At 59.6% G+C, this 25220-nt stretch carries 21 protein-coding genes and 1 pseudogene; 14 read left to right on the top strand and 8 right to left on the bottom strand.

The genetic code is table 11. The annotated features are described in order from the left end of the window. Positions 1 to 907, bottom strand: a 907-nt coding sequence (locus tag HHL24_RS27815) for a malic enzyme-like NAD(P)-binding protein (protein WP_329606755.1), incomplete at its 3' end; no start/stop codon positions are given. A gap of 57 nt (positions 908 to 964) precedes the next feature. Continuing rightward, on the bottom strand, positions 965 to 1108 hold the full coding sequence (locus HHL24_RS27810) for a hypothetical protein (protein WP_169488556.1): 144 nt from the start codon (positions 1106 to 1108) through the stop codon (positions 965 to 967). Positions 1109 to 1230: 122 nt separating this feature from the next. Here HHL24_RS27810 and HHL24_RS27805 point away from each other — a divergent pair, with 122 nt between their 5' ends. The 8 genes from HHL24_RS27805 (at position 1231) to HHL24_RS27770 (ending at position 8052) form a co-directional block, all read left to right on the top strand. After that, entirely contained in the window at positions 1231 to 2145 is a 915-nt protein-coding gene (locus tag HHL24_RS27805) for a LysR family transcriptional regulator (protein WP_169488555.1), read from the top strand. 388 nt (positions 2146 to 2533) lie between these two features. Continuing rightward, on the top strand, positions 2534 to 3523 hold the full coding sequence (locus HHL24_RS27800; RefSeq protein ID WP_169488554.1) for a CobW family GTP-binding protein: 990 nt from the start codon (positions 2534 to 2536) through the stop codon (positions 3521 to 3523). A gap of 25 nt (positions 3524 to 3548) precedes the next feature. After that, positions 3549 to 4052: a DUF1097 domain-containing protein gene (locus HHL24_RS27795; RefSeq protein WP_169488553.1), complete on the top strand. Its 504-nt coding sequence runs from the start codon at positions 3549 to 3551 to the stop codon at positions 4050 to 4052. A gap of 25 nt (positions 4053 to 4077) precedes the next feature. Beyond that, positions 4078 to 4821 carry a nitrile hydratase subunit beta gene (gene nthB / locus HHL24_RS27790; protein WP_169488552.1) on the top strand — a complete coding sequence of 248 codons (744 nt, stop codon included), beginning with the start codon at positions 4078 to 4080 and terminating at the stop codon, positions 4819 to 4821. Between the two features lie 33 nt (positions 4822 to 4854). Beyond that, positions 4855 to 5496, top strand: coding sequence for a nitrile hydratase subunit alpha (gene nthA, locus HHL24_RS27785; RefSeq protein ID WP_169488551.1), 642 nt, complete (start codon positions 4855 to 4857; stop codon positions 5494 to 5496). A gap of 2 nt (positions 5497 to 5498) precedes the next feature. Continuing rightward, positions 5499 to 5846, top strand: a complete 348-nt coding sequence (locus tag HHL24_RS27780; RefSeq protein WP_169488550.1) for a nitrile hydratase accessory protein — start codon at positions 5499 to 5501, stop codon at positions 5844 to 5846. A gap of 84 nt (positions 5847 to 5930) precedes the next feature. Further along, the gene (locus tag HHL24_RS27775; RefSeq protein WP_169488549.1) at positions 5931 to 6986 is read left to right on the top strand and encodes a HoxN/HupN/NixA family nickel/cobalt transporter; all 1056 of its coding nucleotides are present in this window, start codon (positions 5931 to 5933) and stop codon (positions 6984 to 6986) included. Positions 6987 to 7041: 55 nt separating this feature from the next. Continuing rightward, a complete protein-coding gene (locus tag HHL24_RS27770) occupies positions 7042 to 8052 on the top strand; it encodes a GlxA family transcriptional regulator (RefSeq protein ID WP_169488548.1) in 1011 nt (336 codons plus the stop codon). Between the two features lie 169 nt (positions 8053 to 8221). On the opposite strand, the gene HHL24_RS44855 is transcribed toward HHL24_RS27770, so the two are convergent. Together HHL24_RS44855 and HHL24_RS27760 are read right to left on the bottom strand one after the other, a co-directional pair. After that, complete coding sequence (locus HHL24_RS44855; RefSeq protein WP_329606754.1) at positions 8222 to 8761, bottom strand: DUF3331 domain-containing protein; 540 nt, start codon at positions 8759 to 8761, stop codon at positions 8222 to 8224. A gap of 475 nt (positions 8762 to 9236) precedes the next feature. After that, entirely contained in the window at positions 9237 to 9917 is a 681-nt protein-coding gene (locus HHL24_RS27760; protein ID WP_169488547.1) for a response regulator transcription factor, read from the bottom strand. Positions 9918 to 10300: 383 nt separating this feature from the next. Here HHL24_RS27760 and HHL24_RS27755 point away from each other — a divergent pair, with 383 nt between their 5' ends. The 6 genes and pseudogenes from HHL24_RS27755 to HHL24_RS27720 all read left to right on the top strand — a co-directional run bounded on the left by HHL24_RS27755 (position 10301) and on the right by HHL24_RS27720 (position 20592). Beyond that, positions 10301 to 15898, top strand: a complete 5598-nt coding sequence (locus tag HHL24_RS27755) for a trifunctional serine/threonine-protein kinase/ATP-binding protein/sensor histidine kinase (RefSeq protein ID WP_169488546.1) — start codon at positions 10301 to 10303, stop codon at positions 15896 to 15898. A gap of 208 nt (positions 15899 to 16106) precedes the next feature. Next, positions 16107 to 16475, top strand: coding sequence for a response regulator transcription factor (locus HHL24_RS27750; protein WP_169488545.1), 369 nt, complete (start codon positions 16107 to 16109; stop codon positions 16473 to 16475). 677 nt (positions 16476 to 17152) lie between these two features. Continuing rightward, positions 17153 to 17368 (top strand): hypothetical protein, encoded by a 216-nt coding sequence (locus HHL24_RS27740; protein WP_169488544.1) that lies wholly within the window; start codon positions 17153 to 17155, stop codon positions 17366 to 17368. 509 nt (positions 17369 to 17877) lie between these two features. Further along, the gene (locus HHL24_RS27735; RefSeq protein ID WP_169488543.1) at positions 17878 to 18825 is read left to right on the top strand and encodes an aldo/keto reductase; all 948 of its coding nucleotides are present in this window, start codon (positions 17878 to 17880) and stop codon (positions 18823 to 18825) included. A 361-nt stretch (positions 18826 to 19186) separates the two neighbouring features. Beyond that, positions 19187 to 19351 (top strand): annotated as a pseudogene (locus tag HHL24_RS27725) (3-phosphoshikimate 1-carboxyvinyltransferase); the annotation flags it as partial. A gap of 368 nt (positions 19352 to 19719) precedes the next feature. Then, positions 19720 to 20592, top strand: a complete 873-nt coding sequence (locus HHL24_RS27720) for an IclR family transcriptional regulator (RefSeq protein ID WP_169488542.1) — start codon at positions 19720 to 19722, stop codon at positions 20590 to 20592. On the opposite strand, the gene HHL24_RS27715 is transcribed toward HHL24_RS27720, so the two are convergent. The 4 genes from HHL24_RS27715 to HHL24_RS27700 form a co-directional block, all read right to left on the bottom strand. After that, positions 20589 to 21707 carry a porin gene (locus HHL24_RS27715; RefSeq protein ID WP_169488541.1) on the bottom strand — a complete coding sequence of 373 codons (1119 nt, stop codon included), beginning with the start codon at positions 21705 to 21707 and terminating at the stop codon, positions 20589 to 20591. The genes HHL24_RS27720 and HHL24_RS27715 overlap by 4 nt on opposite strands. Before the next feature lie 293 nt (positions 21708 to 22000). Then, complete coding sequence (locus HHL24_RS27710; RefSeq protein ID WP_169488540.1) at positions 22001 to 22987, bottom strand: fumarylacetoacetate hydrolase family protein; 987 nt, start codon at positions 22985 to 22987, stop codon at positions 22001 to 22003. 52 nt (positions 22988 to 23039) lie between these two features. Then, entirely contained in the window at positions 23040 to 24491 is a 1452-nt protein-coding gene (gene hydA / locus HHL24_RS27705) for a dihydropyrimidinase (RefSeq protein WP_169488539.1), read from the bottom strand. Positions 24492 to 24857: 366 nt separating this feature from the next. Continuing rightward, positions 24858 to 25208 carry a RidA family protein gene (locus HHL24_RS27700; protein ID WP_169488538.1) on the bottom strand — a complete coding sequence of 117 codons (351 nt, stop codon included), beginning with the start codon at positions 25206 to 25208 and terminating at the stop codon, positions 24858 to 24860. Positions 25209 to 25220 lie beyond the last annotated feature (12 nt).

Raw genomic sequence — 25220 nt, 5'->3', positions numbered from 1 at the left:
GCGCCAGTTCCGGCAGGATTTCCGGGGTCGGGTTGGCCAGCGCCAGGATCAGCGGCTTGTCAGCCATCTGCTTGACCATGTCCTGCTTCAGCACGCCGCCGGCCGAGAGACCGAGGAAAATGTCCGCGCCGCCGATCGCCTCAGCGAGCGTGCGGGCATCGGTTTCTCGTGCGAAGCGTTCCTTGTCCGGGTCCATCAGTTCGACGCGGCCCTTGTAGACCACACCGGCCAGGTCAGTGACGGTGATGTTTTCGAGCGGCAGGCCGATGTCGACGAGCAGATCCAGACAGGCCAGCGCCGCTGCGCCCGCGCCGGAGGACACCAGCTTGACCTGCTTGATGTCCTTGCCGACTACCTTCAAACCATTGGTGATGGCCGCCGCGACGACGATGGCCGTACCATGCTGGTCGTCGTGGAAAACCGGAATCTTCATGCGCTTGCGGCATTCGCGTTCGACGATGAAGCAGTCCGGCGCCTTGATGTCTTCGAGGTTGATGCCGCCAAACGTCGGTTCGAGCGCGCAGATCACGTCGACCAGCTTGTGCGGATCGGACTCGTTCAGCTCGATATCGAACACGTCGATGCCGGCGAACTTCTTGAACAGGACGGCCTTGCCTTCCATGACCGGCTTCGAGGCGAGCGGCCCGATGTTGCCGAGACCCAGCACCGCGGTGCCGTTCGTGACGACGCCGACCAGGTTGCTGCGCGCGGTGAAACGGGCGGCATTCAGCGGGTTTTCGACGATTTCCTCGCACGCGAATGCGACGCCCGGCGAGTACGCCAGCGCGAGGTCGCGCTGGTTGATCATCTGCTTGGTCGGGGCGATCGCGATCTTCCCGGGGGTCGGGAACTCGTGATAATCGAGAGCGGCTTCGCGAATGTTCTGTGCGGCAGTCTTGTTTGTCATTCTGGTGTTACTCGCAAATTATGGTCGGTACGGTCGGGTAATCGAAGGCATCTGAAATTAATGACGGCCCAGCGGCGGCTGCACAGGCTTTGGTGTCGCATCGTGCACGGACGGCAGCGCCGATTCCGTGCTGCGCGCATCGACATCGCCGGGCAGGCAGATCGCCGTGCCGTCGGCATGGAGCGTATAGCTGGCGGGCAATTCACTAAGACACCTCCTGAAACATCGCACGGGGGTCAATGCTCGGGGAAGTGGGAAGTCATAGCTTATCCGCGGGATGCAGGTTTTGAATTCACTGCAAATCACTTGTTTATTCACTTTCAGTGAAAACTGACATCGCTTCTGACCTTGAGTTTTTTGTACTGGTCGCTCGCCACGGCAGCCTCTCGGCGGCCGCCCGGGCGCTTGATCTAACGCCGCCGGCTGCCACCAGACGGCTCGTGCAGATGGAAGGCCGGCTCGGCGTGCGACTCGTCAACCGGACGACGCGCAGCGTCAGTTTGACGAGCGAGGGCGAGACATACCTGCGGCACGCGACGCGGATTCTGGCCGAAGTCCGCGAGATGGAAGACGTGGTGTCGAGCGGTCGTTCCACACCACGCGGCCTGTTACGCGTGAACGCGACACTCGGCTTCGGTCGCACTGCGATCGCGCCGCTCGTCTCCGAATTTGCGAAGCGCTATCCGGATGTTGCGGTGCAGGTTGAAGTGACTGACAGGCCAATCGATCTGGTCGAAAGCGGTTTTGATCTGGCAATCCGGTTTGGCTTGCTGCCCGACAAACGCCTCAATGCGCGACGTGTGATGTCGAACCGGCGTTTGCTGTGCGCGTCGCCCGGCTATCTGAAGCGGCACGGCACGCCGACCAGCCTTCACGATCTCAGCGATCACCACTGCATCATCCATCGCCAGAACGACGACGCCTATGGCATCTGGCGCTTCATGCACGGCGAACAGAGCGAAGTCGTGAAGGTGGCTGGGATGCTGTCGAGCAACGACGGCGATATCGTGCTCGGATGGGCATTGGACGGCCACGGGATCGTGATTCGTTCGGAGTGGGATCTGGCCAAGTATCTGGAGAGCGGCAGGCTGAAGGTGGTACTGCCTGAATTCGCGCTGCCGTCGGCGGATCTGTACGTCTACTATCCGAGCCGAAGCAATCAGACCATTCGTGCGAGGGTGTTCATCGAATTTCTGGTCGAGCATTTCCAAACCTCGGTGCCGACGAAAGCGGAATAGCCATAGGCACGGTCAGTTGTTGCGGATATCCGCGCCTTCTTTAGCGCCTTCTTTAGCGCCTTCTTTAGCGCCTTTCATTAGCGCCTTTCATTAGCGCCTTTCGTTAGCGCTTTCGTTAGAGCTCTTCCAGCTGATCATCTCCACCGCACCGCATATTCACGGAGCATTCCGCACCGTCGCGGCGCATTGAATCCCACATCTGCACCAGCGCTTGGCATCGGATTCATGCCGCATCATCGTGCCATTTTGTCCTGATTTTCCCTCTCGGACAAAAACCGCCACATTTTCCGTGCATTCGGGACAAGCTGATTTCCGGCACAGACGGATGACGGTGACAGGCCTGGTACTCGCTCTATTGAGTCAGTCTCGATCAGCAACGGACTCTCTCATGAACCGCACACCCACACCGCGCAAGCTTCCCGTCACCATCATCTCCGGGTTTCTCGGCGCGGGCAAAACCACCCTCGTCAATCAATTGCTGCAGCAACGCGCGCCGGGATCAATCGGCGTGGTCGTCAACGAATTTGGCGAAGTCGGTATCGACGGACAGCTGATCGTCGCCGAAGAACAGGCGCTGGTTGAAATCAATAACGGCTGCGTGTGTTGCACAGTGCGCGCGGACCTCGTCGGCAGTGTGAAAGCGCTGCTGGCGCGCCCACAGACCGGCGCGGCGCCCATGCAGCGCCTGATCGTCGAGACATCCGGCCTGGCCGATCCGGCACCGGTCCTGCAAACGTTCCTCGCCGATCCTGACCTGCGCGAAGCCGTGGATCTCGAATCGGTCGTCACGGTGGTCGACGCACTGCATCTGCGCCGACAACTCGATGACGACATTGCGCGCGAACAGGTGGCCTTCGCCGACGTCATTCTGATCAACAAGCTCGACCTGATCACGGCAGACGAGCTAATCGCCATCGAACGGACGATCCGTTCATTGAATCCAACCGCCGCCATCATCACCTCGACCCGTTCGAAAATCCGTGCGGACGCTCTGCTGGATGTGCGCCGCTTCTCACTCCCCACGCTGCTCGCGATCGAGCCCGATCTGCTCGACGAGGGCGCTCACGATCACGAACACGACACGTCGATTCAGTCGTGCGCGCTGGTCGAAAAGGGCGACCTCGATGCGACGCGCTTTAACCGCTGGATCAACGAACTCGTACAGCAGCAAGGCCAGCAACTGATGCGAATGAAAGGGGTCCTCAACTTCCACGCCGAAGCGCGGCAGTTCCATTTCCATAGCGTGCATATGTTGCTGGAAGCCGAACCCGGACGCGCATGGCAGAAGGACGAGCCGCGCGAAAACAAGTTCGTATTCATCGGCCGCAATCTGGATTTCCCGCAACTACGCGAATCGTTTCTCAGCTGTATCCACTAGCCGCACTTACCTCAAGGAGTCTGCAATGAAGAAGACTGATGCGCTTACCGTCAGTATCGGCGTGCTCGCTGTCGTCGACACCTACGTCACGGCAACGGTGTTTCCGGTCCCGGTGTGGGTCACCTTTATCGCGTGGGCGTCGTTCTTCGTGGTCGGCGGCGGTCCGCGCGGCTTCGTGCAGAGCGTCGCGTCGAACCTCACCGGCCTGGTCATCGCGTCGCTCTCGCTGCTGGCCATCGCCAATACCGGCCCGGCACCGCTCGCCGCGGCGATTTGCGTCGGTGTCGGGAGTGCGGCGATGGTGCAGGTGTCGAAACTGAAGCTACTGAACGTGCTGCCCGCAGTCGTGTGGGGCTTCGCTTCGACGGTCGGCACCACCGTCGCCACCGGTCATGCGATCACCACAGCCGGCCTCCAGAACCCCGCCTTGGTGGCCGCCGCCGCGCTCATCACCGGCGCCGTCTTCGGCATCGTCTCCGAAGCGCTCGGCGAAGCACTGAGCCACAAGCCACAGCCTCAACTCAACTGATCTCACACTTCAGGAACCGCACATCATGAAACTACAGCATAGCCTTGGCGGGCTCGAAAACCTCGGACCCGTCAATGTCGAGACACGGGTTTTCGTCGAGTCGTGGGAGAAGCGCATTTTCGGCATTCATACGGTGATGATGGCAGAAAGCACGCATCTGTCTGACGCGCTGCCAAAGTACCCGGTGGCGACGTTGCCTACCACGTTCAGGGACACGTGGACCTGGGCGTCGCTGCGTACCGGCGCCGAAGGCATGCAGCCGTTCGAATACTTCAAATACCGGTACTACGAAAAATGGCTGATGGGGATTTCGCAATTCTTCGTCGATCAGGGTTATGTATCGGCCGACGAACTCGAGCAGAAGACCGCGCACTACCGTGCCCATCCGGATGCGCCGCTACCTGCCCAGCCGAATCCGGCAATTGCCTCCCAGATCAACGACTACCTCGCAAAGGGTGACTCGGGGCTGAACGCACTGAAGCAGGCACCGCGTTTCGCAACCGGCGCCGAGGTGTGCATAGCCGATCCGGCCGCCGTCGATCACACGCGGTTGCCGGGCTACCTGCGCAACAAGCGCGGCGTGATCGACCTCGTCTATCCGGGCACCTACTCCTACTTCGTCTCGACCGGTCCCGACGGCATCGGCGAGCCGATGCCCGTCTATCGCGTTGCATTCAAAGCCGAGGACATCTGGGGCAAGGACAAGAGCGAACCGAACACGACGATTTACGCCGATCTTTACGAAGCGTATCTCGCCGCATCGAACTGAATCTCTACACCCATCATCCGGTACGGAACTAACATGAGCGAACTTTTCAAATACGACGACGAGCGCGAGGCCGCGAGCGCGGCCAAGGTACGGGCGCTCGAAGCGCTTCTGATCGAAAAAGGCGTGCTGGGCAGCGACTCGGTCGATACCGTGCTCAGTCATTTCGAAACGATGGCTGGACCGTTCAATGGCGCAAAAATTGTGGCGCGCGCGTGGATCGATCCGGCGTTCAAGAAACGCCTTGTCGAAGACACACCGAAAGCGATTGCGGAAATGGACTTCCCGGCCGGGATGGAAGGCGCGGAAGGTGAACACATGGCCGCCGTCGCCAACGGCGACGGCGTTCACAACCTCGTCATCTGCACGCTTTGCTCCTGCTATCCCTGGCCCGTGCTGGGTCTGCCGCCCTACTGGTACAAGGACCCGGTGTTCCGCGCGCGCGGCGTGCGCGAACCGCGTGCCGTGCTGAAGGAGTTCGGCGTGCCGGTTTCGGACGATACGGAAGTCAAGGTATGGGACAGCAGCGCGCAAATCCGCTGGTTCGTCATTCCGGAACGGCCCGCCGGCACCGAAGGCATGAGCGAAGCGGAACTGGCCGCGCTCGTCACGCCCGAAGCGATGATGGGTGTGGCGCTGGTGCCCTCGCCTTGCGCATCGCCACGGCCGGCGGTCTGATCATGTTTACCCGGTTCGAGGAATATGCCGCCTCCAGCATGCTTGGACATCCGGACTCTCCGCCGCGCATGCAAGGCAAACTGCTGTTCGACAAGCCATGGGAACGGCAGGTATTCGGGCTCGCGCTTTCGCTGTCGAAGGCGGGGCACTTCGAGTGGGCAGACTTCCGTCAGAATCTCATCGAGTCGATAGCCGAATGGGAAGACGGATACTGCGCGGGGCAGCCGCCGTGGGATTACTACGAGCGCTTTCTGCTCGCCCTCGAAAAGACCGTGACGCAGGCCGGGGTATTGTCGGCCACAGATGTGGCGTCGCTGAATCTGCGCGCGTTGCGTCCGTCCAGCAACTAAGCCGTGCCCTTGCTTCCGGCGCTCAGGCAAGGGCACCAGAACGCCCGCCATATCGCACAACGAAGTTTCATCAGGAGATCTACCATGCTCAAGCAACTGTCCAATGTACTCACCGGATCCGATCCGCAGGTCCAGCGCAAGCTCTTCGGCATCTACGGCCTGCTGTTGGTGACTAACGCCGGCGCGTGGATCTGGGCGTTCGTGTCGTTCTGGCACCACCCGGTCCTGCTCGGCACCGCGTTGATCGCCTATGGACTGGGCTTGCGCCATGCGGTCGATGCAGATCACATCGCCGCGATCGACAATGTGACCCGGAAGCTGATGCAGGAAAAGAAACGCCCTGTCGCCGTGGGTTTTTTCTTCTCGCTCGGTCACTCGACCATTATCGTCATCGCCTCGCTCGCGGTCGCAGCCGTCGCAAGCGTGTTGAACACCCGCTTTACCCAATATAAGGAATTGGGCGGACTGATCAGCACGTCGGTATCGACCCTCTTCCTGTTCGCGATCGCGTTCCTGAACCTGCTGATTCTGAAATCGATCTTCCAGGCATGGCGCCACGTACGCGCAGGCGGCGCCTACGTCGACGACGACTTCGACATGCTGCTAGCCGATCGCGGCCTCCTCGCCCGGCTCTTTCGTCCGATGTTTCGGCTCGTCACGCGCAGTTGGCACATGTTCCCGCTCGGCTTTCTGTTCGGACTGGGTTTCGATACCGCGACCGAGGTGAGCCTGCTCGGCATGTCCGCGTCGCAGGCTTCGCATGGCATTTCGCCATGGGCGGTCATGGTGTTCCCGGCGCTCTTCAGCGCGGGGATGTCGCTGGTCGACACGCTCGACGGTCACCTGATGCTCGGCGCCTACGGCTGGGCATATCTCAAGCCGATTCGTAAGATCTACTACAACATGACGATCACGCTGGTGTCGGTCGCGGTCGCGCTGCTGGTCGGTACGATCGAAGCCTTGGGCCTGATTTCTGACCACTTGAAGCTCGAAGGCAAGCTGTGGGATGCTATCGGTACGTTGAACGACAACTTCGGCACGCTGGGCTACGTCATCATTGGTATCTTCGCCGCGAGCTGGATCGTCTCGATGGTGCTTTACCGAACCCGGCGCTTCGACGAACTCGAGACGAGCCGCTAGGTGAGCGCATGCGGCATGCGTCGCGCCAGCCTCCGCTCCATTTTGAGTGACACCTATGCGCAAGATCACCGTCGGCATGGTCCTGTTCCCCGGATTCCAACTGCTCGATATCGCGGGCCCCAAAGACGCCTTTGCGGAGGTCCGCGTTCTCAGTCAGGGGGCGTGCGAATACGAAATGCTGACGATCGGCACGACGCGGGGCAGCGTGCTGTCTTCCAGCGGGCTAACGGTTATGCCGGACCGGACCATCTTCGATCCGTGCCCGCATTTCGATACCGTGATCGTGCCCGGCGGCCTCGGCGTATTCGAAGTACTCGAAGACTCGACGCTCAGCGAATGGCTCGCGAAGCAGCACAAGAGCACCAGGCGAATCGCCGCTATCTGCAACGGCGTTTTTGCTTTCGGCGCGGCCGGCATGATCGATAACCGGACAGTCACGACCCATTGGATGGACGCCACGCGTCTTTCGGCGATGTTTCCGAAGGCGAAGGTCGAACCCGACCAGATCTACGTCAATGACAGCGGCCTCTACACGACCGCAGGCGTGACCGCCGGAATCGATCTCGCGCTGGTCATGATCGAAGATGACTTCGGCAAGAAAATGGCACTCGACGTCGCGAAGTATCTGATCGTGTACGTGCGCCGTGCGGGCGGCCAGTCGCAGTTCAGCCCGCTGCTGGAAACCCAGGCCGCGAGCGATTCCCAGATCCAGTCGATTCAGGAGTACCTGCTCGACAATCTTCATCTGAATCATACGACCACGTCGCTTGCGCATCGGCTCAAAATGAGTCCGCGCAATCTGTCCCGCCTCTTCACCAAGGAATGCGGCATCAGTCTCATCGCATTCCTGAACGACGCGCGCATCGACGCCGCGCGACGCTACCTCGAAAGCACCCGTCACCCGATCGGCGAAATCGCGAAGCGTTGCGGCTTTGAGAGCGCGGATACCCTTCGGCGCACGTTTAGCCGCCGGCTTCAGATCAGTCCCGTCGAATACCGGCAGCGCTTTCGCTCCGGCGATCCGGTGAACGACGGGGAACGTGGGGTCCGCGAATCCGGTCGATAACCGGTTCTCTCAATTTCACATTGGCTCGTGCGCCTGGTACGCGGAGGCAACGATGAGTGGACGGCCCAAAGGAGAGCGCGTGCTGAGCGAATCGCAGCGCGAAGACTTGCCAGCGCTGGCGATGCTTTAACAGTGAGTTTGAGTCAACTTGCGCCAACTCCGGCGCGTTTCAGGCGCGCGTGCTCTTAATCAGCTCGCTGGCCAGGATCACTGCATCGCTGTTAAGTGGGACGACCCGTCCGCGGATTCGGGGACGGTAGATCGGGTCGCCCTTGTTGATGCGCTCGCCGGACAGGGCGCAACGCCCCACAGCGCGAGCGAGGGACGGTGCCCAGATTTGCTCCTCGTAGTTGCAAAATGTCGCGTCGTGCCAGCGCAATGCGAAGAGCGAATTGGCCAGCTCCTCCACGACCGTCACAGTATAGGTGCGCACGTCACTACCGTTCGACTTGCGCGAATTGAGCGGCTCGCCCCCCAGGCGGGAGCGACCGGACAGGTTCGGAGAATTCCGCATCGGGTCTGGCGGAGAAAAAAATTGGTCGATGACGGCGAGCGTGGTCGCCCACGGGTCTCGAATCTCGGGCGCTGAAGTGTGTCGGTCCGGCCGATGCGATGGGTGATGGGATGAGGAAAATACAGGGAAAGCATGCGCATGACCAGATTCACTTTCTGACCGACTGTCAGCATTCGTATTGATTTCGACGTTCACGATCGTTTCCCATCCTCAGCAAATATTGAAGCAGCAGTCGAACAACCCAAGGGGTCGAACAACGCCCGACTTGCGGCTACTGGATGCATATGGCGGAGAAGTCGACCGTCCGGCGATAAACGGTCCTGCCAAGCCACGGCACGAATGTGTACTCGTTATATGAGTTGCTGCCGATATGAATCCAGCTACGTAGAACATGTGACACGATGATTCCTTGCTGACATTTATAAGGGAATCGGTCGGGCGGCCATCCGAAAGTGCCATGTGGTCGTCGTGCCGAACCGCGAGCTATGCGCTGCAATACCAGCAAGCGTGTCGCGATAAGAGAAGAGTAGGTTTAGCCGGATGGCGAGTCTACTCTACGGTCGGATAGGCGGATACCGCATTAGGGTAACGGTCTTATACGGACGTATAAGCGGGGCAAGGAGACTTCACTGAGCGAATAGTCTGCACAAGCGCTCGTACACGATGGCATTCAGCCATGACGGCCATCGGGCAGAAAGGGCTTGATACCAAGCGATTCGGCCTTGCGGACAAGGTCCGGCATCGAGCGCGCGTTCATTTTTCGCATGACCTGTCCACGGTGGACCTTGACCGTGATCTCGCTCAAGTTCATCTCAGAGGCAATCTGCTTGTTCAGCAGACCAGACAAAACAAAGGCCATCACCTCTTTCTCGCGCGGCGAAAGAGACCGGTACGAAGCGCGCAGACCGGCCAGGGCGGCTTCTGCCGCGATTCGCTCACTATCACGCGCCAAGGCCTGGGCCACTGCGTCGAGCATGTCCTGGTCTTTGAACGGCTTCGCGAAGAAATCGAGCGCACCAGCCTTCATTGCCTTCACCCCCATCTCGATGTCTCCATGACCCGTCATGAATACGACGGGAATGCGCATACCGCTATTGACGATTTCCTGGTGAAAAGCCATGCCGCTTTTCCCGCGGAGTCGCACGTCCAGGATAAGGCAGCTCGGTCCCGCGAAGTGAGGAAACCGGAGAAAATCGTCCGGGGACTCAAACGTTTCGACACGCAACCCTACGGAGCGCAGCAGCAAGTCAAGGGCGCGCCGGATTCCCTCGTCGTCATCGACGACGTAGATGACGGAACCGTCGGTTGCTTCGGGTTTGTCCGTTGTTTGGCGGCCCGGTCTAGTAGTCATCTGGACACCTCGCGAAGCCGGAAGGCAATCACACCCTGCTGGCATGCACCCAATTTTACGCCGCCACGATTGCGCGCGTCACTGGATCCCAGACAGCTCGCAACAGGGGTTGGCTGCCAGGTGCGAATCTCGCCGAGTTCGCCCGGCATCCGTCGATCGCCTTCTGACCGATTGCCGCCCCTGAATGCGGCTTGTCTTACGCTCATCAACTTGCCAATGCTCCCGCACCTTGTTGGCAACCGAGTAAACTAATTGTAAATCGTTGCGGGTCACCACGTGATCACTTTGGATGAGGCCAACATTCATGCAGGCCTGCGCCCCATTCAACAGCGCAATGCGACGTGCAGGTGCCGGACCAGGTCGTCGGCAGACAAGGGGGCGCAATGATTATCGCGAATTGTCAGACCATTGATCGGGTCTACAAGACTGCGGGCGCGGCCCTCTACCGTGCCCGCCGCTTGGCGGACGGAATGCCGGTGCTCCTGAAGCTCCTTCCCGAACATGCCGGCACCGCCCAATCCGCCGGTCTCAAGCGCGAATATCTGCTTCTTCAAACGTTGAAAGTCGCCGGGATTGCCAAACCGCATTCCTTGATCGATGACCGCGGTCGCCTGGTGTTGGTTCTGGAAGATTTCTCAGGTGAGTCGCTCGAAACCGTGTTGTGCCACGGCCCGCGCCCGGACCTGCCTCGCTGCCTGGCGATTGCGCATCACCTCGCCGATGCATTGGCGGGCATCGACACCGCCCACATCATCCATCGAGATCTGCGGCCGGCCAATATTCTGGTCGCCCCAGAAACTGGCCAGGTTCTGCTGGTGGATTTCAGCCTCGCGACGACCCAGGAACACACCGTCTCACCAGAGGACCTTTTTGCATCCGTGGGCGAGTGGGCGTACATGTCCCCCGAGCAAACCGGCCGCATGAATCGTCCGGTAGATTACCGGACCGATTGCTATTCGATGGGTGTCGTGCTCTATCGCATGCTGACCGGCCAGTTGCCGTTCCAGGCGAGCGATCCGTTGGAATGGACGCATTGCCACATCGCCCGCATGCCACCGCCGCCGCGTGACATTGAGCCCGCGGTGCCGCAACCGGTGTCGGACATCGTGATGAAACTACTGGCCAAACTGCCGGAGGATCGCTATCAAAGCATGCGTGGAGTGCAATCCGATCTTGACCGCTGTCTGGCGCAATGGCACACCTCGGGCCGGATCGAGCCGTTCCAGCTCGGCACTGACGATCTATCGGATCGCTTCCAGATTCCACACAGGCTGTACGGGCGCGACCAGGAGTCGAATATGCTCCTCGGTGTATTCGAGCTCATGGCGGCCACCGGCCAGGCAGCGCTTGCGACCGTCTCCGGGTACTCGGGCATCGGCAAGTCGTCGCTCGTCGACGCCTTGCATAAGCCGATCGTCGCGAAGCGTGGCTACTTCATTTCCGGCAAGTTCGATCAGTACCAGCGAGACATTCCCTATGCCACCCTTACGCAAGCGTTTGGCGAGTTGGTGCAGCAACTGCTGGCCGAAAGTGCAGCACGCATCGCCGGCTGGCGGCAACAACTGCAGGCTGCGGTCGGGGTCAATGGCCAACTCATTCTCGATGTGCTGCCCAAAGTCGAGTTGATCATCGGCGCGCAAGCTCCGGTACCGCCGCTGCCGCCGACGGAGGCTCAAAACCGGTTCCGCCGGGTCTTCCGGCAATTCGTGACAGTGTTCACGAGCAGGGCACACCCGCTGGTCCTCTTCCTGGACGACCTGCAGTGGATCGACGCAGCCAGCCTGGCGCTCGTCGAGCACCTGCTCACCCACCCGGACACCTGTTATCTGCTGCTGATCGGCGCCTATCGCGACAATGAAGTGACCGGAGCGCATCCGCTGATGAAGAGCCTCGATGCGATCCACCACAGTGGCACGCCGGTGGTCGACATCCATCTCGCGCCGTTGTCCGCCGTGCATCTGAACCAGTTGGTGGTCGACACGCTGCATGCGCCACCCGCGTCCTGCGAGGCGCTCACACACCTCATTTGTGAACGCACCGAGAGCAACCCGTTTTTCTTTACCCAGTTCCTGGATTCGCTGCACAAGGAGGGCTTGCTACAGCACGATGCAAAAATGCGGGCCTGGCGGTGGGACCTGGAACAGATCAAAGCGAAAGACTTTGCCGACAACGTCGTCGATCTGATGTTGGGCAAGTTACGGCAACTCCCGATCCCGGCCCAGGAAGCGCTGCAACTGGCCGCTTGCCTCGGCAACAAGTTCGACCTGCGGATTCTCGCGCTGGTCAGCGGCCAGGCCGAGGTTGAGCAACACCTTGCGCCTGCTGTGCGCGAAAATCTGATCTTGCGCACCCAAGGCAGCGGTAAGTTCCTGCACGACCGGATCCAGCAAGCCGCTTATTCACTGTTTCCCGAAGGACGCCGCAGCGAGGTGCATCTGCGCATCGGCCGCGTCCTTCTCTCAAGCATGACGGCCGACGAGCTCGCCGAGCATCTGTTCGACGTGACGAACCAGTTCAACCGGGGCGCCGCGCTGATCACGGCACAGGAGGAGCGCGAGCGCATAGCTGAACTCAATCTCACCACAGGCATGCGTGCCAAGGCAGCGACGGCTTACGCATCGGCACTGGCCTACTTCACTGCCGGCCACGCGCTGGCGGCAGAGGATGGTCCGAACCGGCACGCTGCGCTCACCTTCTCGCTCGGTTTTCAGCGTGCCGAATGCGAATTCCTGAACGGCTACCTGACGACGGCGGAACAACAACTGTCGATGCTTTCACACCAAGCCGCGAACCTCATCGATAAGGCCGCCGTCGCGTGCCTGCGCATGTCGCTTTACATGAACGCAGGGCAAGCCGAGCGTGCCGTTGAAGTAAGCCTCGCGTATCTCCGTACCGTCGGCGTCACGTGGTCGGCGCACCCGCAAAAAGAGGAAGTGCAACAGGAATATGAGCGATTGTGGCAACGGATGGGCAACCGCTCGATCGAGCAGCTCCTCGATTTGCCTTTGATGACCGATCCCCTCTGCCGCGCCACCCTGGACGTGCTCACTGCCGTCCAGCCGCCGGCTCATGCCACCGACATGAACCTGTATTGCCTTATCGCCGGCCGCATGGCGAATCTGAGCCTCGAGCATGGAAACAGCGACGGCTCGGGATTCGCCTATGTCATGCTCGGCATGACCCTCGGGCCGCAATTCGGCGATTACCGGGCCGGGTTCCGGTTCGGCAAGCTCGGCGTCGACCTCGTCGAGAAGCACGGGATGGATCGCTTCAAAGCCCGCGTCTACGCGGGCTTTGGCGCCTTCATCGTCCCCTGGACGAGGCCCGTACGTTCGGGTCGCGACTTGCTGCGACTCGCCTTTGACACGGCCAACCAGACTGGCGACCTCACGTTCTCGGGCTATTGCGCCAACAACCTGATCACCAATCTTCTCGCTGCCGGAGATCCGCTCGGCGATGTGCAGCGAGAAGCCGAAAGCGGCCTCGAGCTCGCACGAAAAATGCGGTTCGAATTTGTCGCGGACGTCATGACTGCGCAACTCAGGCTGATCAAAGCACTCCGCGGTATGACGCCCGACTTCGGCTCCTTCAACGATGCTGCGTTCGACGAAGACCGGTTCGAGCGGCATTTGGACGCCGATCCGGGGCTGGCACTCGTCACTTGCTGGTACTGGATTCGCAAGTTGCAAGCGCGTTTTCATGCAGGTGACTACGCTTGCGCCATCGCGGCGGGATCGAATGCTGAGCTGTTGCTGTGGACGTCACCCTTCTGCTTCGAGGTGGTGGAATATCATTTCTATGGCGCACTGGCGCGCGCAGCACACTGCGATTCGGCAACGGCTGACGAACGGCCCAGGCATCTGGAGGCGCTGTCCGCTCACCATAAGCTGCTCGAGACGTGGGCGAACAATTGCCCCGAGAATTTCGCGGACCGCGCCGCGCTGATTGCCGCGGAGATCGCCCGACTCGATGGGCACGACTCCGAGGCCATGCGGCTGTACGAACATGCCATTCGATCGGCACGCGAACACGGCTTCGTCCAGAACGAGGCAATTGCCTATGAACGCGCGTCGGCGTTTTACCGGACGCGTGGATTCGACACATTTGCCGACACCTATCTGCGAAAGGCGCGCAACTGCTTTGCGCTCTGGGGCGCCGACGGCAAGGTCAGGCAGATCGACGCGCGCGCGCCGCAACTGCGCGAAAAGCCGGCTTCCTCGGCGGCCGTTGCGTTCGACAACGTTGCACAACTGGATCTGCTGTCGGTTACGAAAGCCTCGCAAGCCATCTCTGGCCAGATCGTGCTCGACGATCTCGTCGACACGCTGATGCACATCCTGCTTGAAAATGCCGGGGCGCAGAGCTGCCATTTGCTGCTCGCGCGCAACGAGAGCCTCGTCCTCGCGGCCGAAGCGAGCGTCGAGCAGCAGACGATCCAGGTGCGGCGGCATCTCGGCGAGGTGCTGCCCGTAGAGGCGTTGCCGGAGTCGGCGATACGCAAATCGGTGTTGCCCGAATCCATCACCAATTACGTGCGGCGCTGCCATGAGCAGGTATTGCTCACGGATGCAATGCAATCGAATCCCTTTGCGGCGGACGACTACTTCGCCCGCCGGCAACCGAAGTCAGTGTTGTGCATGCCGATCATGCGGCGCTCAGCGTTGATCGGCCTGTTGTATCTGGAGAACAACCTGACCACCCATGCATTCACGCCGGAACGCGTGTCCGTGCTGGAACTGCTGGCCTCCCAGGCGGCGATCTCGCTTGAGAACGCTCTGCTCTATGCCGATCTGCAGCGGGAGAACAGCGAGCGCAAGCTCGCGGAGGAGGAGTTGCGCGAGCGGGAAGCACGCATCCGGCGACTCGTCGAGTCGAACATCATCGGCGTGTTCTTCTGGGACATGGCGGGTATCGTCGACGACGCTAACGACGCGTTTCTTCGGATCGTTGGCTATTCGCGACAAGATCTGCTTTCGGGCCAGGTTCAATGGGCCACCATGTCGCCACCGGAATATCACGCCGCCGATGAGCAGGCGCTTGAAGCAGTCCGGCAGCACGGGAGTTGCCAGTCCTATGAGAAGGAATATATCCGTAAGGACGGCCGCCGCGTCCCGGTTCTACTCGGCGGCGCACTCATGGAAGGTTCGCAGGAACAGGGTGTAGGGTTCGTACTCGACCTGACCGAACAGAAGGAGGCCGAGGCGGAACTCATAGCGCGGCGGACCGCGGCCACGCGCGCGGAGGAGCAGTTGCAGGCGCTGCAGGTGGAACTGGCTCATGCCACTCGCGTAACGACGCTCGGGGAATTGAGTGCTTCCATCGCCCACGAAGTAGGCCAGCCGCTCGGTGCGATCGTGACCAGTGGCGAAGCCTGTCTGCGATGGCTCGGCCACAGCACGCCGCAGCCGGAAGAGGTGCGGGCCTGTGTGCAGCATATGATCGGCCAAGGTAGGCGCGCGAGCGAAATAGTCCGGCGTATCCGCACGCTCACCAGCAAGGCTACCCCGCGGAAGACACCGCTGGAACTCAACGATGTGATCGATGACGTTATGTCACTGGTTCAGCGCGAACTATTGAATCATCGGGTTTCGTTGCGCCTTGAGCTCGCCTCCGGGTTGCCTCCGTTGCTCGGCGATCGGGTTCAGCTTCAGCAAGTGCTCATCAATCTGGTCATAAACGGTATCCAGGCGATGGCTGACATTGGCGAGGACGCACGCGAACTACTGATCGAGTCCCATCGGGATAACGATGGGTATCTGGTAGTCGCTGTCCAGGACTCTGGCCCGGGCATCGATCCGGAAAGCGCAAAGCGGCTGTTCGACGCATTCTTCACCACGAAGGCCGACGGAATGGGCATGGGATTATCGATCTGCCGTTCGATCATCGAAGCCCACGGAGGACAGGTTTGGGCGTCCAACAATGCCGGGCGCGGGGCCGTATTCCAGCTGAGTCTGCCTTCAATTAGCGAAGACTCGCCTTGAAGGCCAAGCCGGCGCGATAAACAAGGTAATACTCGGTAATTTCTGAGCGCGCGATCGAGACGCATCCGGATCGACGTCAGGCTCATGAACAGTCTATACATTCGTATCATTTCCGTGCGGTGGTTTCCGAGCTACGATTAATTTGAGTCGCAAGCCAGACGATTCCGTTTGGCACGTTCCGATTCCAGTATGTCGAGGCCCGTCGCTTGTGTCTTCTCAAATCATTTCCATCGTCGATGACGATACGGGTGCCCGACTGGCGACCGCGAGTCTGGTTCGTTCACTAGGGTGGCGGGCACAGTTATTCGCATCGGCGGAAGAATTTCTGGAATCAGCGTTAATCGACGAAACGTCATGCCTGATTTCGGATATACGGATGCCGGGCCTGTCCGGCATCGACATGCACGACCGCCTGCTGGCCCTCGGGTACGCAATACCGATCATTTTCACCACGGCATTCCCGACTGCTCGCCTTGAGGCCGAAATCCAGGCCCGAGGTGCTCCCCCTTTACTCGAGAAACCCGTTGATGCCGCCACTGTCGAGAGACTGCTCAATCTCGCGCTGGGTTGCCCATAGGACGTTGCCAGTTCGTCAGAAGACTGCCGTCATGCCTGGCCACGCAATCCTGGCCATCACCGCTTCAGCTCCCCTCGCCGTCAGGACGACTTCGGCCCGCATGGCATCACACCGGCGGATATTGCCCTTTGAACAAGAACTTCATTGCCAACGACATATTTCACCGCCTTCAGTAATCGCGCGGGTTATACGCTGGTATGAGATTCCTATCCACAGGCACCGGCGTTCGAATCGTTCGTAGAATGGTTTCATGTGCCTCGCGCCTGTACATTGTTTTCAAGGCCAATGTGCAAGCGCGATACGCCCGACATGGTCAGTTTTGTTCATCACCGGTTCGTTCGAACAATACGCGAACCTGAATCCGGTTTCTTGACGATTGATGTTCACCGTGCGCCTCGCGGCTTGGGCCGCAGACCTGCTGCGCAATCGTTGCCCTGGCTGTCAGCCGGAGGTGGCCGCCGCAATTGCGGCAATCTGAAGAAGGAGCAAACGATGCTGACCATCGTGCTTATTTACATGCTCGGGTTCCTTGTCGTCGTGGCGACTGTGCTTGCCGCGATGATTAAGACCGTAGCGCATCCAAATCGTTGAAACGAATAAATGTCGTATATGTTCGCGGCCGTCATTCGCATCCGCGGGATTTAACCACGTACATTTTCGATGTTGTGGAGGTTGTCATGTTCATCCCATCCGATCAGATAGCACTCCCCTCTTCCCGCGAACTGGACCTGTGCGCATGGGCAAACGCCGTGTACGAAAAAGCCTTCGAAGACGGCTTCATTCGCGCGCTCTGGGAACCGGACGATACGATCGTGCGCCGATTGCAGGCTTACTTCCACACTGGCCTCTCCCCTGCCGAAGCTGTGAGCGCGTGCTTCTGTCTGAACCACTGATACGAAACCGGCCGACTTCATCAGCAGGTGGCCGATCCGCGTGGACTGCGGCGCGCGCACAGCTTCGTTGGCGAACTGACGCGGCACGGCAATCCTGATTCCCTTCGTTGGCAATGCGCTAACGGAACTGTCCGGGCGCATGACGCTCGACGCGCCTCGTTATCCAAAAACAGCCCGGTTGATTACAACGCTGTTATCTAAGCACCCCTACCGCTGATCACCCCTCGCGCCGCTGGGCATCCACAAACGAACTATTGCCGCGGCGGATGGCGAAGTCCCGCACACGGCGATTTCATTTAAAAATGCACGTAAGCATCTGAAATATAAGAAGTTGTGTGCAAAAAATCCACTGTGTGAAAAGCCGCCTGAGCGGCGTTATTGACGCGATACCTTTGTTGCCAGCCGCGAAGCTCCATTGCTAACCGGCCTTACGGCCGGTATTTGCCGGCCATCGCGGGTGCGCACAGCGCACGCCAACACCATACTCAGCAACTCCGAGGAAAGCGAAATTGGATCAGCGTAAGTTAGGACATACAGGTATCAGCGTCGCGCCATTTGCTTTAGGCGGGAATGTTTTTGGATGGACTGCCGACGAAACTACCTCGTTCAGCATTCTGGACGCTTTTTCGTCGTCGGGTTTCAACCTCATCGATACGGCCGACGTCTATGCAAACTGGATTCCAGGGCTAAAGGGCGGCGAGTCCGAGACGATCCTCGGCAAATGGCTAGCCCGCAGCGGCAAGCGGGACAAGATCGTGCTTGCTACCAAGGTGGGCATGGAGATGGGGCCGGGCCAAAAGGGGTTGTCGAAACGATACATCATCGAGGCCGTTGAGGCGTCATTGCGGCGGCTGAACACGGACTACATCGATCTCTACCAGTCGCATGAAGACGATCGCGGGACACCGCTTGAAGAAACCCTCGACACGTACGATCTCCTGATCAAGCAAGGCAAAGTGCGAGCCATCGGTGCTTCCAACTATTCGGCGGCGCGACTCGAAGAGAGTCTCCAGGTCAGCAGCAGCAAAGGCCTGCCTGCATATCAGACGCTCCAACCGCATTACAACCTTTACGATCGGGCCGAATTCGAAAGTGCGGCTCGGGGTGTTTGCGAGAAGTACAACATCGGCGTGCTCTCGTACTTTTCATTGGCCAACGGCTTCCTGACGGGCAAGTACCGCACCTCCGGGGACCTGGCTAGCAGCGCGCGTAGCGATGCCGTCAAGCCCTACATGAACCCGCGAGGCATGCGCATTCTCGCGGCACTCGACGAAGTTGGACAGGGGCTGGGCAAGACACCCGCACAGATCGCGCTGGCCTGGTTGATCGCGCAGCCAACTGTTGCTGCACCGATTGCCAGCGCCACCTCGCTCCGTCAACTGGACGACCTGATGGCCGCCGCACATGTGCGCCTTCCTTCCGAGGCCATTGCGATACTCAGCAAGGCAAGCGACTAGTATGCAAAACCGTTCGAATCGAGCACACGGCGTGGAACTGTCGGGCATCCGTTCGGCACGGTTCGGGGCGGCTGCCCAGGATCGCGCAAAAAAACAATCCGGTCAGCATGGCCACGTTCCCGGTTCCGACCGAGACGGACTACGTGAAAGTCGGCGGCCATTTCGGGCCTCACAACATTCATGAGAATCGGCCAGTATCTTTTGTCAGCTCCGGTGATCTTATCTTCGCGACCTACCAGAGCGCCGGCGTACGAGCCTATGACATTCGTGATGAGCGTCGACCCGTAGAGGTCGATGCGATGGTGCCCTCGGTTTCGCCGCTTTAAAGCCGTCGTGAACACGTGGACATTTCGTATGTCACGTCGTTCCGACGGCCATCGACACTTATGATGATCACTGTATCGCGATGTGTTTTTCGCTAGTGAGCCTGGGTGGCGTGCCAGCGCGCATCAATGAACCAGGCTACGTCGGCAAGACATTTCCCGACCATTTCAAATACTTTACGAAAGTCGCAAAGAAGGCCTGAGCCGCGACCCACTCACCACGAGGTTCGCCGTGGTCGATTCCACACTTCCGCTACGCTCCGCATCACAAGAACCAGTCGGACTGTCAGCTCCGGGTTGTGTAGATGTTGACCCCAATACGCCGCTCGCCCGCACGCAGCATATACGACTTGTTACGGTGCACTCCTCGCTTGCAAATGGTGAGGTGCGCCGAAACCGTGCATCCTTGCCACACCGTATCAAGAGCGATCGGCCACGAACGGCGATCGCCCGGCTGTCTCCACCAAAGTAAACATTGGCATATAACTTGCAGCTCCAAGATCTCCCGAAGTATGCACATCATCGCGATGAGAGTACACGCTCCCTTCCGCGGACAGGAGGTCTTAAAAAAATGCAACGCGGATCACAGACTCGACGTAAGAGTGAGGTCAATGTACATAGCATCGTTCGTGAGGATAAAAGCTCCGTCCAGGTTTTGCTACGTGCCCTTTCGCTGCTTGAAATCCTCGCCGAAGATGATCAGGGTTACAGATTAATTGATCTGTCGGAACGAACCGGCCTGCCGGCATCGACCGTACACCGATTGTTGACCACGCTGGAGCAGAAGCGCTTTGTCTGCTTTCAACGCGACAGGGCGTTATGGTATATCGGTGCGCAGTGTTTCTCGGTCGGAGCTGTGTTCGGAGGGCGCCGCCAATTGACCGAACTGGCTACTCCAGCGATGCGCCGCCTGCGCGACGTCAGCGGTGAAACCGTCCAGCTGGGTTGTGTTGATGAACACGACATGCTGTTACTGTTGCAAATGCAAAGTCGCGAGATGATGCACGCGTCGTCCAGACCCGGAAATCGGACTCCGTTAGCATGCACGGCGATGGGCAAAGCCGTTCTCGCTGCGATGTCAGACACGGAAATTGCATCGTTCGTCCAGCGCGGTGGTCTACAACGGCTCACCCGCCAATCTATTGCCCGCCCGACAGCACTGCATAGCGAATTGCAAGAAGTACGCCGTATGGGTTATGCCGTAGATAATGAAGAGACCTCTTTGGGCGTGCGCTGCGTAGCTGCGCCCATTTTTGATGAATTGTCGATACCGGTAGCTGCCCTTAGCGTAGTGGGTTCGACGCTGCGTGTGACGATGCAGCGCATGGAAGAACTCGGCCACAGTACGATACTTGCGGCGCGAGAAATCACGGCCGCCTTCGGTGGCAGGCAGCCAGCCGACGACGTGTGGTCTTCGTCGGGGCTGCCCGCTATTGCGCGTTAAAACACGTGCTGTAGACCAGCACGCAGTGCGACCTGCCGATTCGTGCTGGAGGCGTTAAAGCCTGTGATCTGCGCCTGCTGGGCGTCGCCGACCGCAAGTTGATACACCGCCAGCGCATACACCGTGGTCCGCGGCGACAGAGCATAGCTCGAAAACAGATTGAACTGATGGTAGCGCGGATGCTGACCCGTGGCGTCCACCTTGCCCGTCACATAGCCATAGTCGGCAGCGACTAGCGTCGCGGGCGTGATCTGCCAGCCAGCGCCGGCTTCGGCCGTACCGAAGCTGACGTCCTGGCCGTCGTTGCCGTCCTTGAACACCACACCCGACACATTGCCAAGTATCTTGAGCTTGCCGATCGTGTAAGCAGCGCCAAGTGCCGCAATCTTTTGGCTCGTCGCCGCAGCAACGTAGTTACCGTAGATCACGTTGGTAAAGGTGGGTGTGTTCTGGTTGCCCTGCACCGCGGTCTCAGGATTGCGAATGTCGAGATAGGCGCCCCCAATATGCAGCGGACCGCCGTCATAGCCCGCAGCCATGCTCCAGACCTGGTTCTCGCCATACTGTCCCGGTACCCCGCCCAGGCTGTACATGCCAGAGAAGCGGAAGCCGCCGTAGTCGGTGCTCGCGAACTTGATGCTACGGTCGACCACGAAGCTATTGTTAATGTTGTCGACGTCCTCCGCGTGCGAAAAATATGCGCCGCCCCAAATCCCGTTGGCGGCCAACGGCTGCACATAGTCGACTACCAGGTCATACTGGCGGCCGAGAGTCAGGGTGCCGAATTTACCGGCCAGACCCATGAATGCTTGCCGTCCAAACTCTCTCCCGCCTTGACCCAGCTCGCCCGTGTTCAGGTCGAAGCCATTTTCCAGCGTAAAGATCGTCTTCAGACCTCCGCCGAGATCTTCCACACCGGTAAGTCCCCAGCGGCTGCCGGTAGGCATACCGCTGACGGCCTGAAGACTGCTTTTTCCGCCCTGATTGTTGGCGTAGGACAGTCCATCGTCCGCCGCCCCGTATAAGGTCACACTGCTTTGCGCGTGCGCAATGCCGGTGCTCAATCCCAGCAATGCGATCATGTGAAACGACGCTTTCGACAACAGATGCTTCATGATTAAGGCTCCAGGAGAGAAGTTTTGACGACTTTGAAGTCGTCCTAAGTTATCTCGCTAAAACTACTCCAATAGAGCAATTCTGCGCCGTGGAACAGCATCGATAAGGCGTTTAAAAACAGAATCATAAGAGAAAAATCCAGCGAAATTTCAGGTATTGGTGACAGGCTTTTCGGGTGTTCCACCTGGTATCCTTCGCGTTCTTACCGATCGTTCGATTCACTAGTAGAACAAAATAAAAAAAGCCGGGGATAACCCCGGCTCGTTCATCTTCACTCGCTGTGCTCTTTCAATCAAAGGCCTTCACTCTTCAAGACCTTTTGTTCGATGGGGCCGAAGATCGAATGCCCTCCACTGTCCAGCATCTCAATACGAATCGTCTCGCCAAACTGCAAGTAACGAGTATGCGGTGTCCCGGCATCTGCGGTTTCGAGCGCGCGCCTCTCGATGATCGTGGCCGAACCCGCATCCCGCTGCGAGTTCGAAAACGTGCCGGAGCCAACGATCGTGCCCGCTCTCAGATTGCGCCGGCGCGCCGCGTGCTCGATCAGCATCGGAAAAGTGAAGTGCATGGCTTCGCCACCCGGATGGCCGAACCACTCGCCGTTGCGCCATACCCGCATGGGCAATTCGATGCGCCCGTCGCGCCACGCGTTACCGAGTTCGTCCGGCGTGACCGCAACCGGCGCGAAACTGGTCACGCCCTTCGCATTGATGAAACCGAACCCGCCCGCACTTTCGCGAGGCGCATACGCACGCAAGCTGATGTCGTTGAGCAGCATCACCAGCTTGATATGCTTGAGCGCGTCCTGCGCGGGAATCCCCATTGGCACATCGTCGAGCACCACGGCGGCCTCGCCCTCGAAGTCGATTTCGTCGCTTTCGGCAGGCAGGTGTACCGGGTCATGCGCGCCAATGAAGTCATCTGATGCACCTTGATACATCAACGGAAATGCCGGCGGTGCGACTGGCGCCGACGCGTTGCCAGCACCGTTGATAACCCGCATGTGATTCGGAAAACCCGAGCCATCCAACCATTGATAGGCGCGGGGCAGCGGCGCAGCGCAAGCGTGTGCGTCGAAGGCAGCGGCATTGTCCAACTGCCCCTCGTTAAGCTGGCGGTACAGCAAATCAAGGACGGGGGCGACGTCACTCCATCGATCCAGAGCGGACTGCAGCGTCGGCGCGGCCGCCCCGGCTACCACCGCGCGTTGCAGATCGCGCGACACCACGAGCAGCGTGCCGTCTCGGCCGCCGGCCTTTAGCGAAGCGAGTTTCATACAGATCCCGGGAAGAGTCGGAGATTATCGAAGCTGACCATCACGCAGCCGGTCATTTATCATTGCCTGAACTGGTTGCAGCGCCTGCGGCTCGGGAGAAGCGACCAAGGACGTCAAAGCCCGCGGTGAACGCCGGCCGCTTCAGGTAACGCCCTGCCCCGGCCCTGGCTCGTAACTCGCCCTGCTTGAAGACAAGTTCGCCGCGGGATATCGTGTGGGTCGGAATGCCCGTTACCGTCCGCCCCTCGAATACATTGAAGTCGCTCTTGCCAAACTGCGTTTTCGCCGAGAGCGTTTTAGTGCCCTTCGGATCCCATACCACCAGGTCCGCGTCGGCGCCCACGGCAATCAGTCCCTTGCGCGGGTAGAGATTGAACATCTGTGCGGCATTGGTCGAAGTGATCTTGACGAACTCGCTCGGGCTCAGGCCGCGTTGGTTCACACCCTCGTCCCACACCGCCAGCATGCGCTCTTCGACACCGCCGCAGCCGTTTGGTATTTTCGTAAAATCGCCAAGACCAGCAGCCTTTTGCGCTGTGCAAAAGGAGCAATGGTCGGTGGCAGTGGTTTGCAATGTCCCGCTTTGCAGTGCTTTCCAAAGCGCCGTCTGGTGCTCCGGTGCACGAAACGGAGGGCTCATCACGTGACCCGCGGCAAATGTGAAGTCGGGATTGCGATAGGCCGCATCGTCCACGCACAAATGACCCGCCAGCGCTTCGCCAAACACTTTCTGCCCGCGAGCTCGGGCCCGCGCGATCGCATCCACACCGTCGCTGCTCGAGACGTGCACGATATACACCGGCACATCGAACACTTTCGCGATGGCAATGGCGCGCTCAGCGGCTTCTCCTTCAAGCACGGGCGGCCGCGATAGAGGATGACCCTCGGGGCCGGTGATGCCGCTTGCCAGCAGCTTTTGCTGCAGCACGAACACCATCTCGCCGAATTCCGCGTGCACGGTAGGCATTGCACCGAGTTCAAGGCAGCGCTGGAAGCTATTAGCAAGGACACCATCGTCAGCCATGATGCTGTCCTTGTAGGCCATGAAATGCTTGAAACTGTTGACGCCCTCGTCGCGTACGAGCGTACCCATATCGTCATGCACGCTCTGATCCCACCAGGTCACCGCCACGTGAAATGTGTAATCGCACGCGGCCTTGGTAGCCCAATCGCGCCAGGTGCGGTAAGCCTCCATCAGGGGTTGCTGCTGACTGGGTATGACGAAATCGATGATAGTGGTGGTGCCTCCCGCCAGGCCCGCTGCTGTGCCTGTGTAGAAGTCGTCCATGGTGACGAACCCCATGAACGGCATCTGCATGTGGGTGTGCGGGTCGATGCCGCCCGGCATCACGTACTGCCCGCCTGCGTCGACGATCTCGGCGCCGGCGGGCGCATCGAGGTCGGGCCCGACGGCGGCGATGATCCCATCGACGCACAGCACGTCGGACTTGAACGCGCGATCATGATTGATAACCGTGCCGCCACGGATGACTGTTGCTTGCATGACGCTCTCCAGTAGTGGTTACTGCCGCCCCGAGCCTGCCAATGGCAAATTCGTCGGGCGGAACTCTCTCGAACCGGCAACGGCAGGGCGTTCAGCGCCGACCGCTCTCCGGCATGTGCCAGAGAGCGAAAATAGCCGCTCATATGTGCAACGCGAAGGAAATTCCGGGCGTCGGAATGGACATAAAAAAACGTTTGTAAACCGTGCATTAGCGCTTCCAACAGGTGGAATCTCAAGCACCCCGCGCGGCCGGTTCGAAAGACGGACGGTGGCGACAGAAATGCAAAAAGGGGCCACGTGGCCCCTTTGACTCCTGTGTTGCATCCGCAGGCTTGCCGCAACACCCGGCTGCGATCACCGCAAACGTTAGTCGACAACCGCTGTGGCCATGATCTCCACGAGCGTCCCTTCTATCGCCAGCCGTGATTCCACGGTCGCCCGCGCCGGCGGACATTGCGGATCGATCCAACTCTCATAGACCTCGTTCATGGCGTCGAAGTCGCGCATGTCGTCGAGCCAGATGTTGATGCGAACCACTTTTGATTTTGACGTACCGGCTTTGGCCAGCAAGTCGTCGATTTGCGCCAGCACGTCGGCGGCCTGCGCCCGGACGTCGCCCGGGGTCACTACATTGGCAGTAAAGCCCGAGAGGAATGCAAATCCGTTGGCGATCACGACCTTGCTCAGGCGTTTGCCGGAATCGATGCGTTCAATCATGTCGTACCTTGA

This window comes from Paraburkholderia polaris (genome assembly GCF_012927345.1).
GTDB lineage: Bacteria > Pseudomonadota > Gammaproteobacteria > Burkholderiales > Burkholderiaceae > Paraburkholderia > Paraburkholderia polaris.
This window is presented reverse-complemented; position numbering and strand designations above follow the sequence as displayed.

Coding starts and splice junctions, on each gene's coding strand:
- HHL24_RS27800 (WP_169488554.1), top strand. CDS start 2,534: ATGAACCGCACACCCACACCGCGCAAGCTTCCCGTCACCATCATCTCC.
- HHL24_RS27795 (WP_169488553.1), top strand. CDS start 3,549: ATGAAGAAGACTGATGCGCTTACCGTCAGTATCGGCGTGCTCGCTGTC.
- nthB (WP_169488552.1), top strand. CDS start 4,078: ATGAAACTACAGCATAGCCTTGGCGGGCTCGAAAACCTCGGACCCGTC.
- nthA (WP_169488551.1), top strand. CDS start 4,855: ATGAGCGAACTTTTCAAATACGACGACGAGCGCGAGGCCGCGAGCGCG.
- HHL24_RS27780 (WP_169488550.1), top strand. CDS start 5,499: ATGTTTACCCGGTTCGAGGAATATGCCGCCTCCAGCATGCTTGGACAT.
- HHL24_RS27775 (WP_169488549.1), top strand. CDS start 5,931: ATGCTCAAGCAACTGTCCAATGTACTCACCGGATCCGATCCGCAGGTC.
- HHL24_RS27770 (WP_169488548.1), top strand. CDS start 7,042: ATGCGCAAGATCACCGTCGGCATGGTCCTGTTCCCCGGATTCCAACTG.
- HHL24_RS27760 (WP_169488547.1), bottom strand. CDS start 9,917: ATGACTACTAGACCGGGCCGCCAAACAACGGACAAACCCGAAGCAACC.
- HHL24_RS27755 (WP_169488546.1), top strand. CDS start 10,301: ATGATTATCGCGAATTGTCAGACCATTGATCGGGTCTACAAGACTGCG.
- HHL24_RS27740 (WP_169488544.1), top strand. CDS start 17,153: ATGTTCATCCCATCCGATCAGATAGCACTCCCCTCTTCCCGCGAACTG.
- HHL24_RS27720 (WP_169488542.1), top strand. CDS start 19,720: ATGCAACGCGGATCACAGACTCGACGTAAGAGTGAGGTCAATGTACAT.
- HHL24_RS27715 (WP_169488541.1), bottom strand. CDS start 21,707: ATGAAGCATCTGTTGTCGAAAGCGTCGTTTCACATGATCGCATTGCTG.
- HHL24_RS27710 (WP_169488540.1), bottom strand. CDS start 22,987: ATGAAACTCGCTTCGCTAAAGGCCGGCGGCCGAGACGGCACGCTGCTC.
- hydA (WP_169488539.1), bottom strand. CDS start 24,491: ATGCAAGCAACAGTCATCCGTGGCGGCACGGTTATCAATCATGATCGC.
- HHL24_RS27700 (WP_169488538.1), bottom strand. CDS start 25,208: ATGATTGAACGCATCGATTCCGGCAAACGCCTGAGCAAGGTCGTGATC.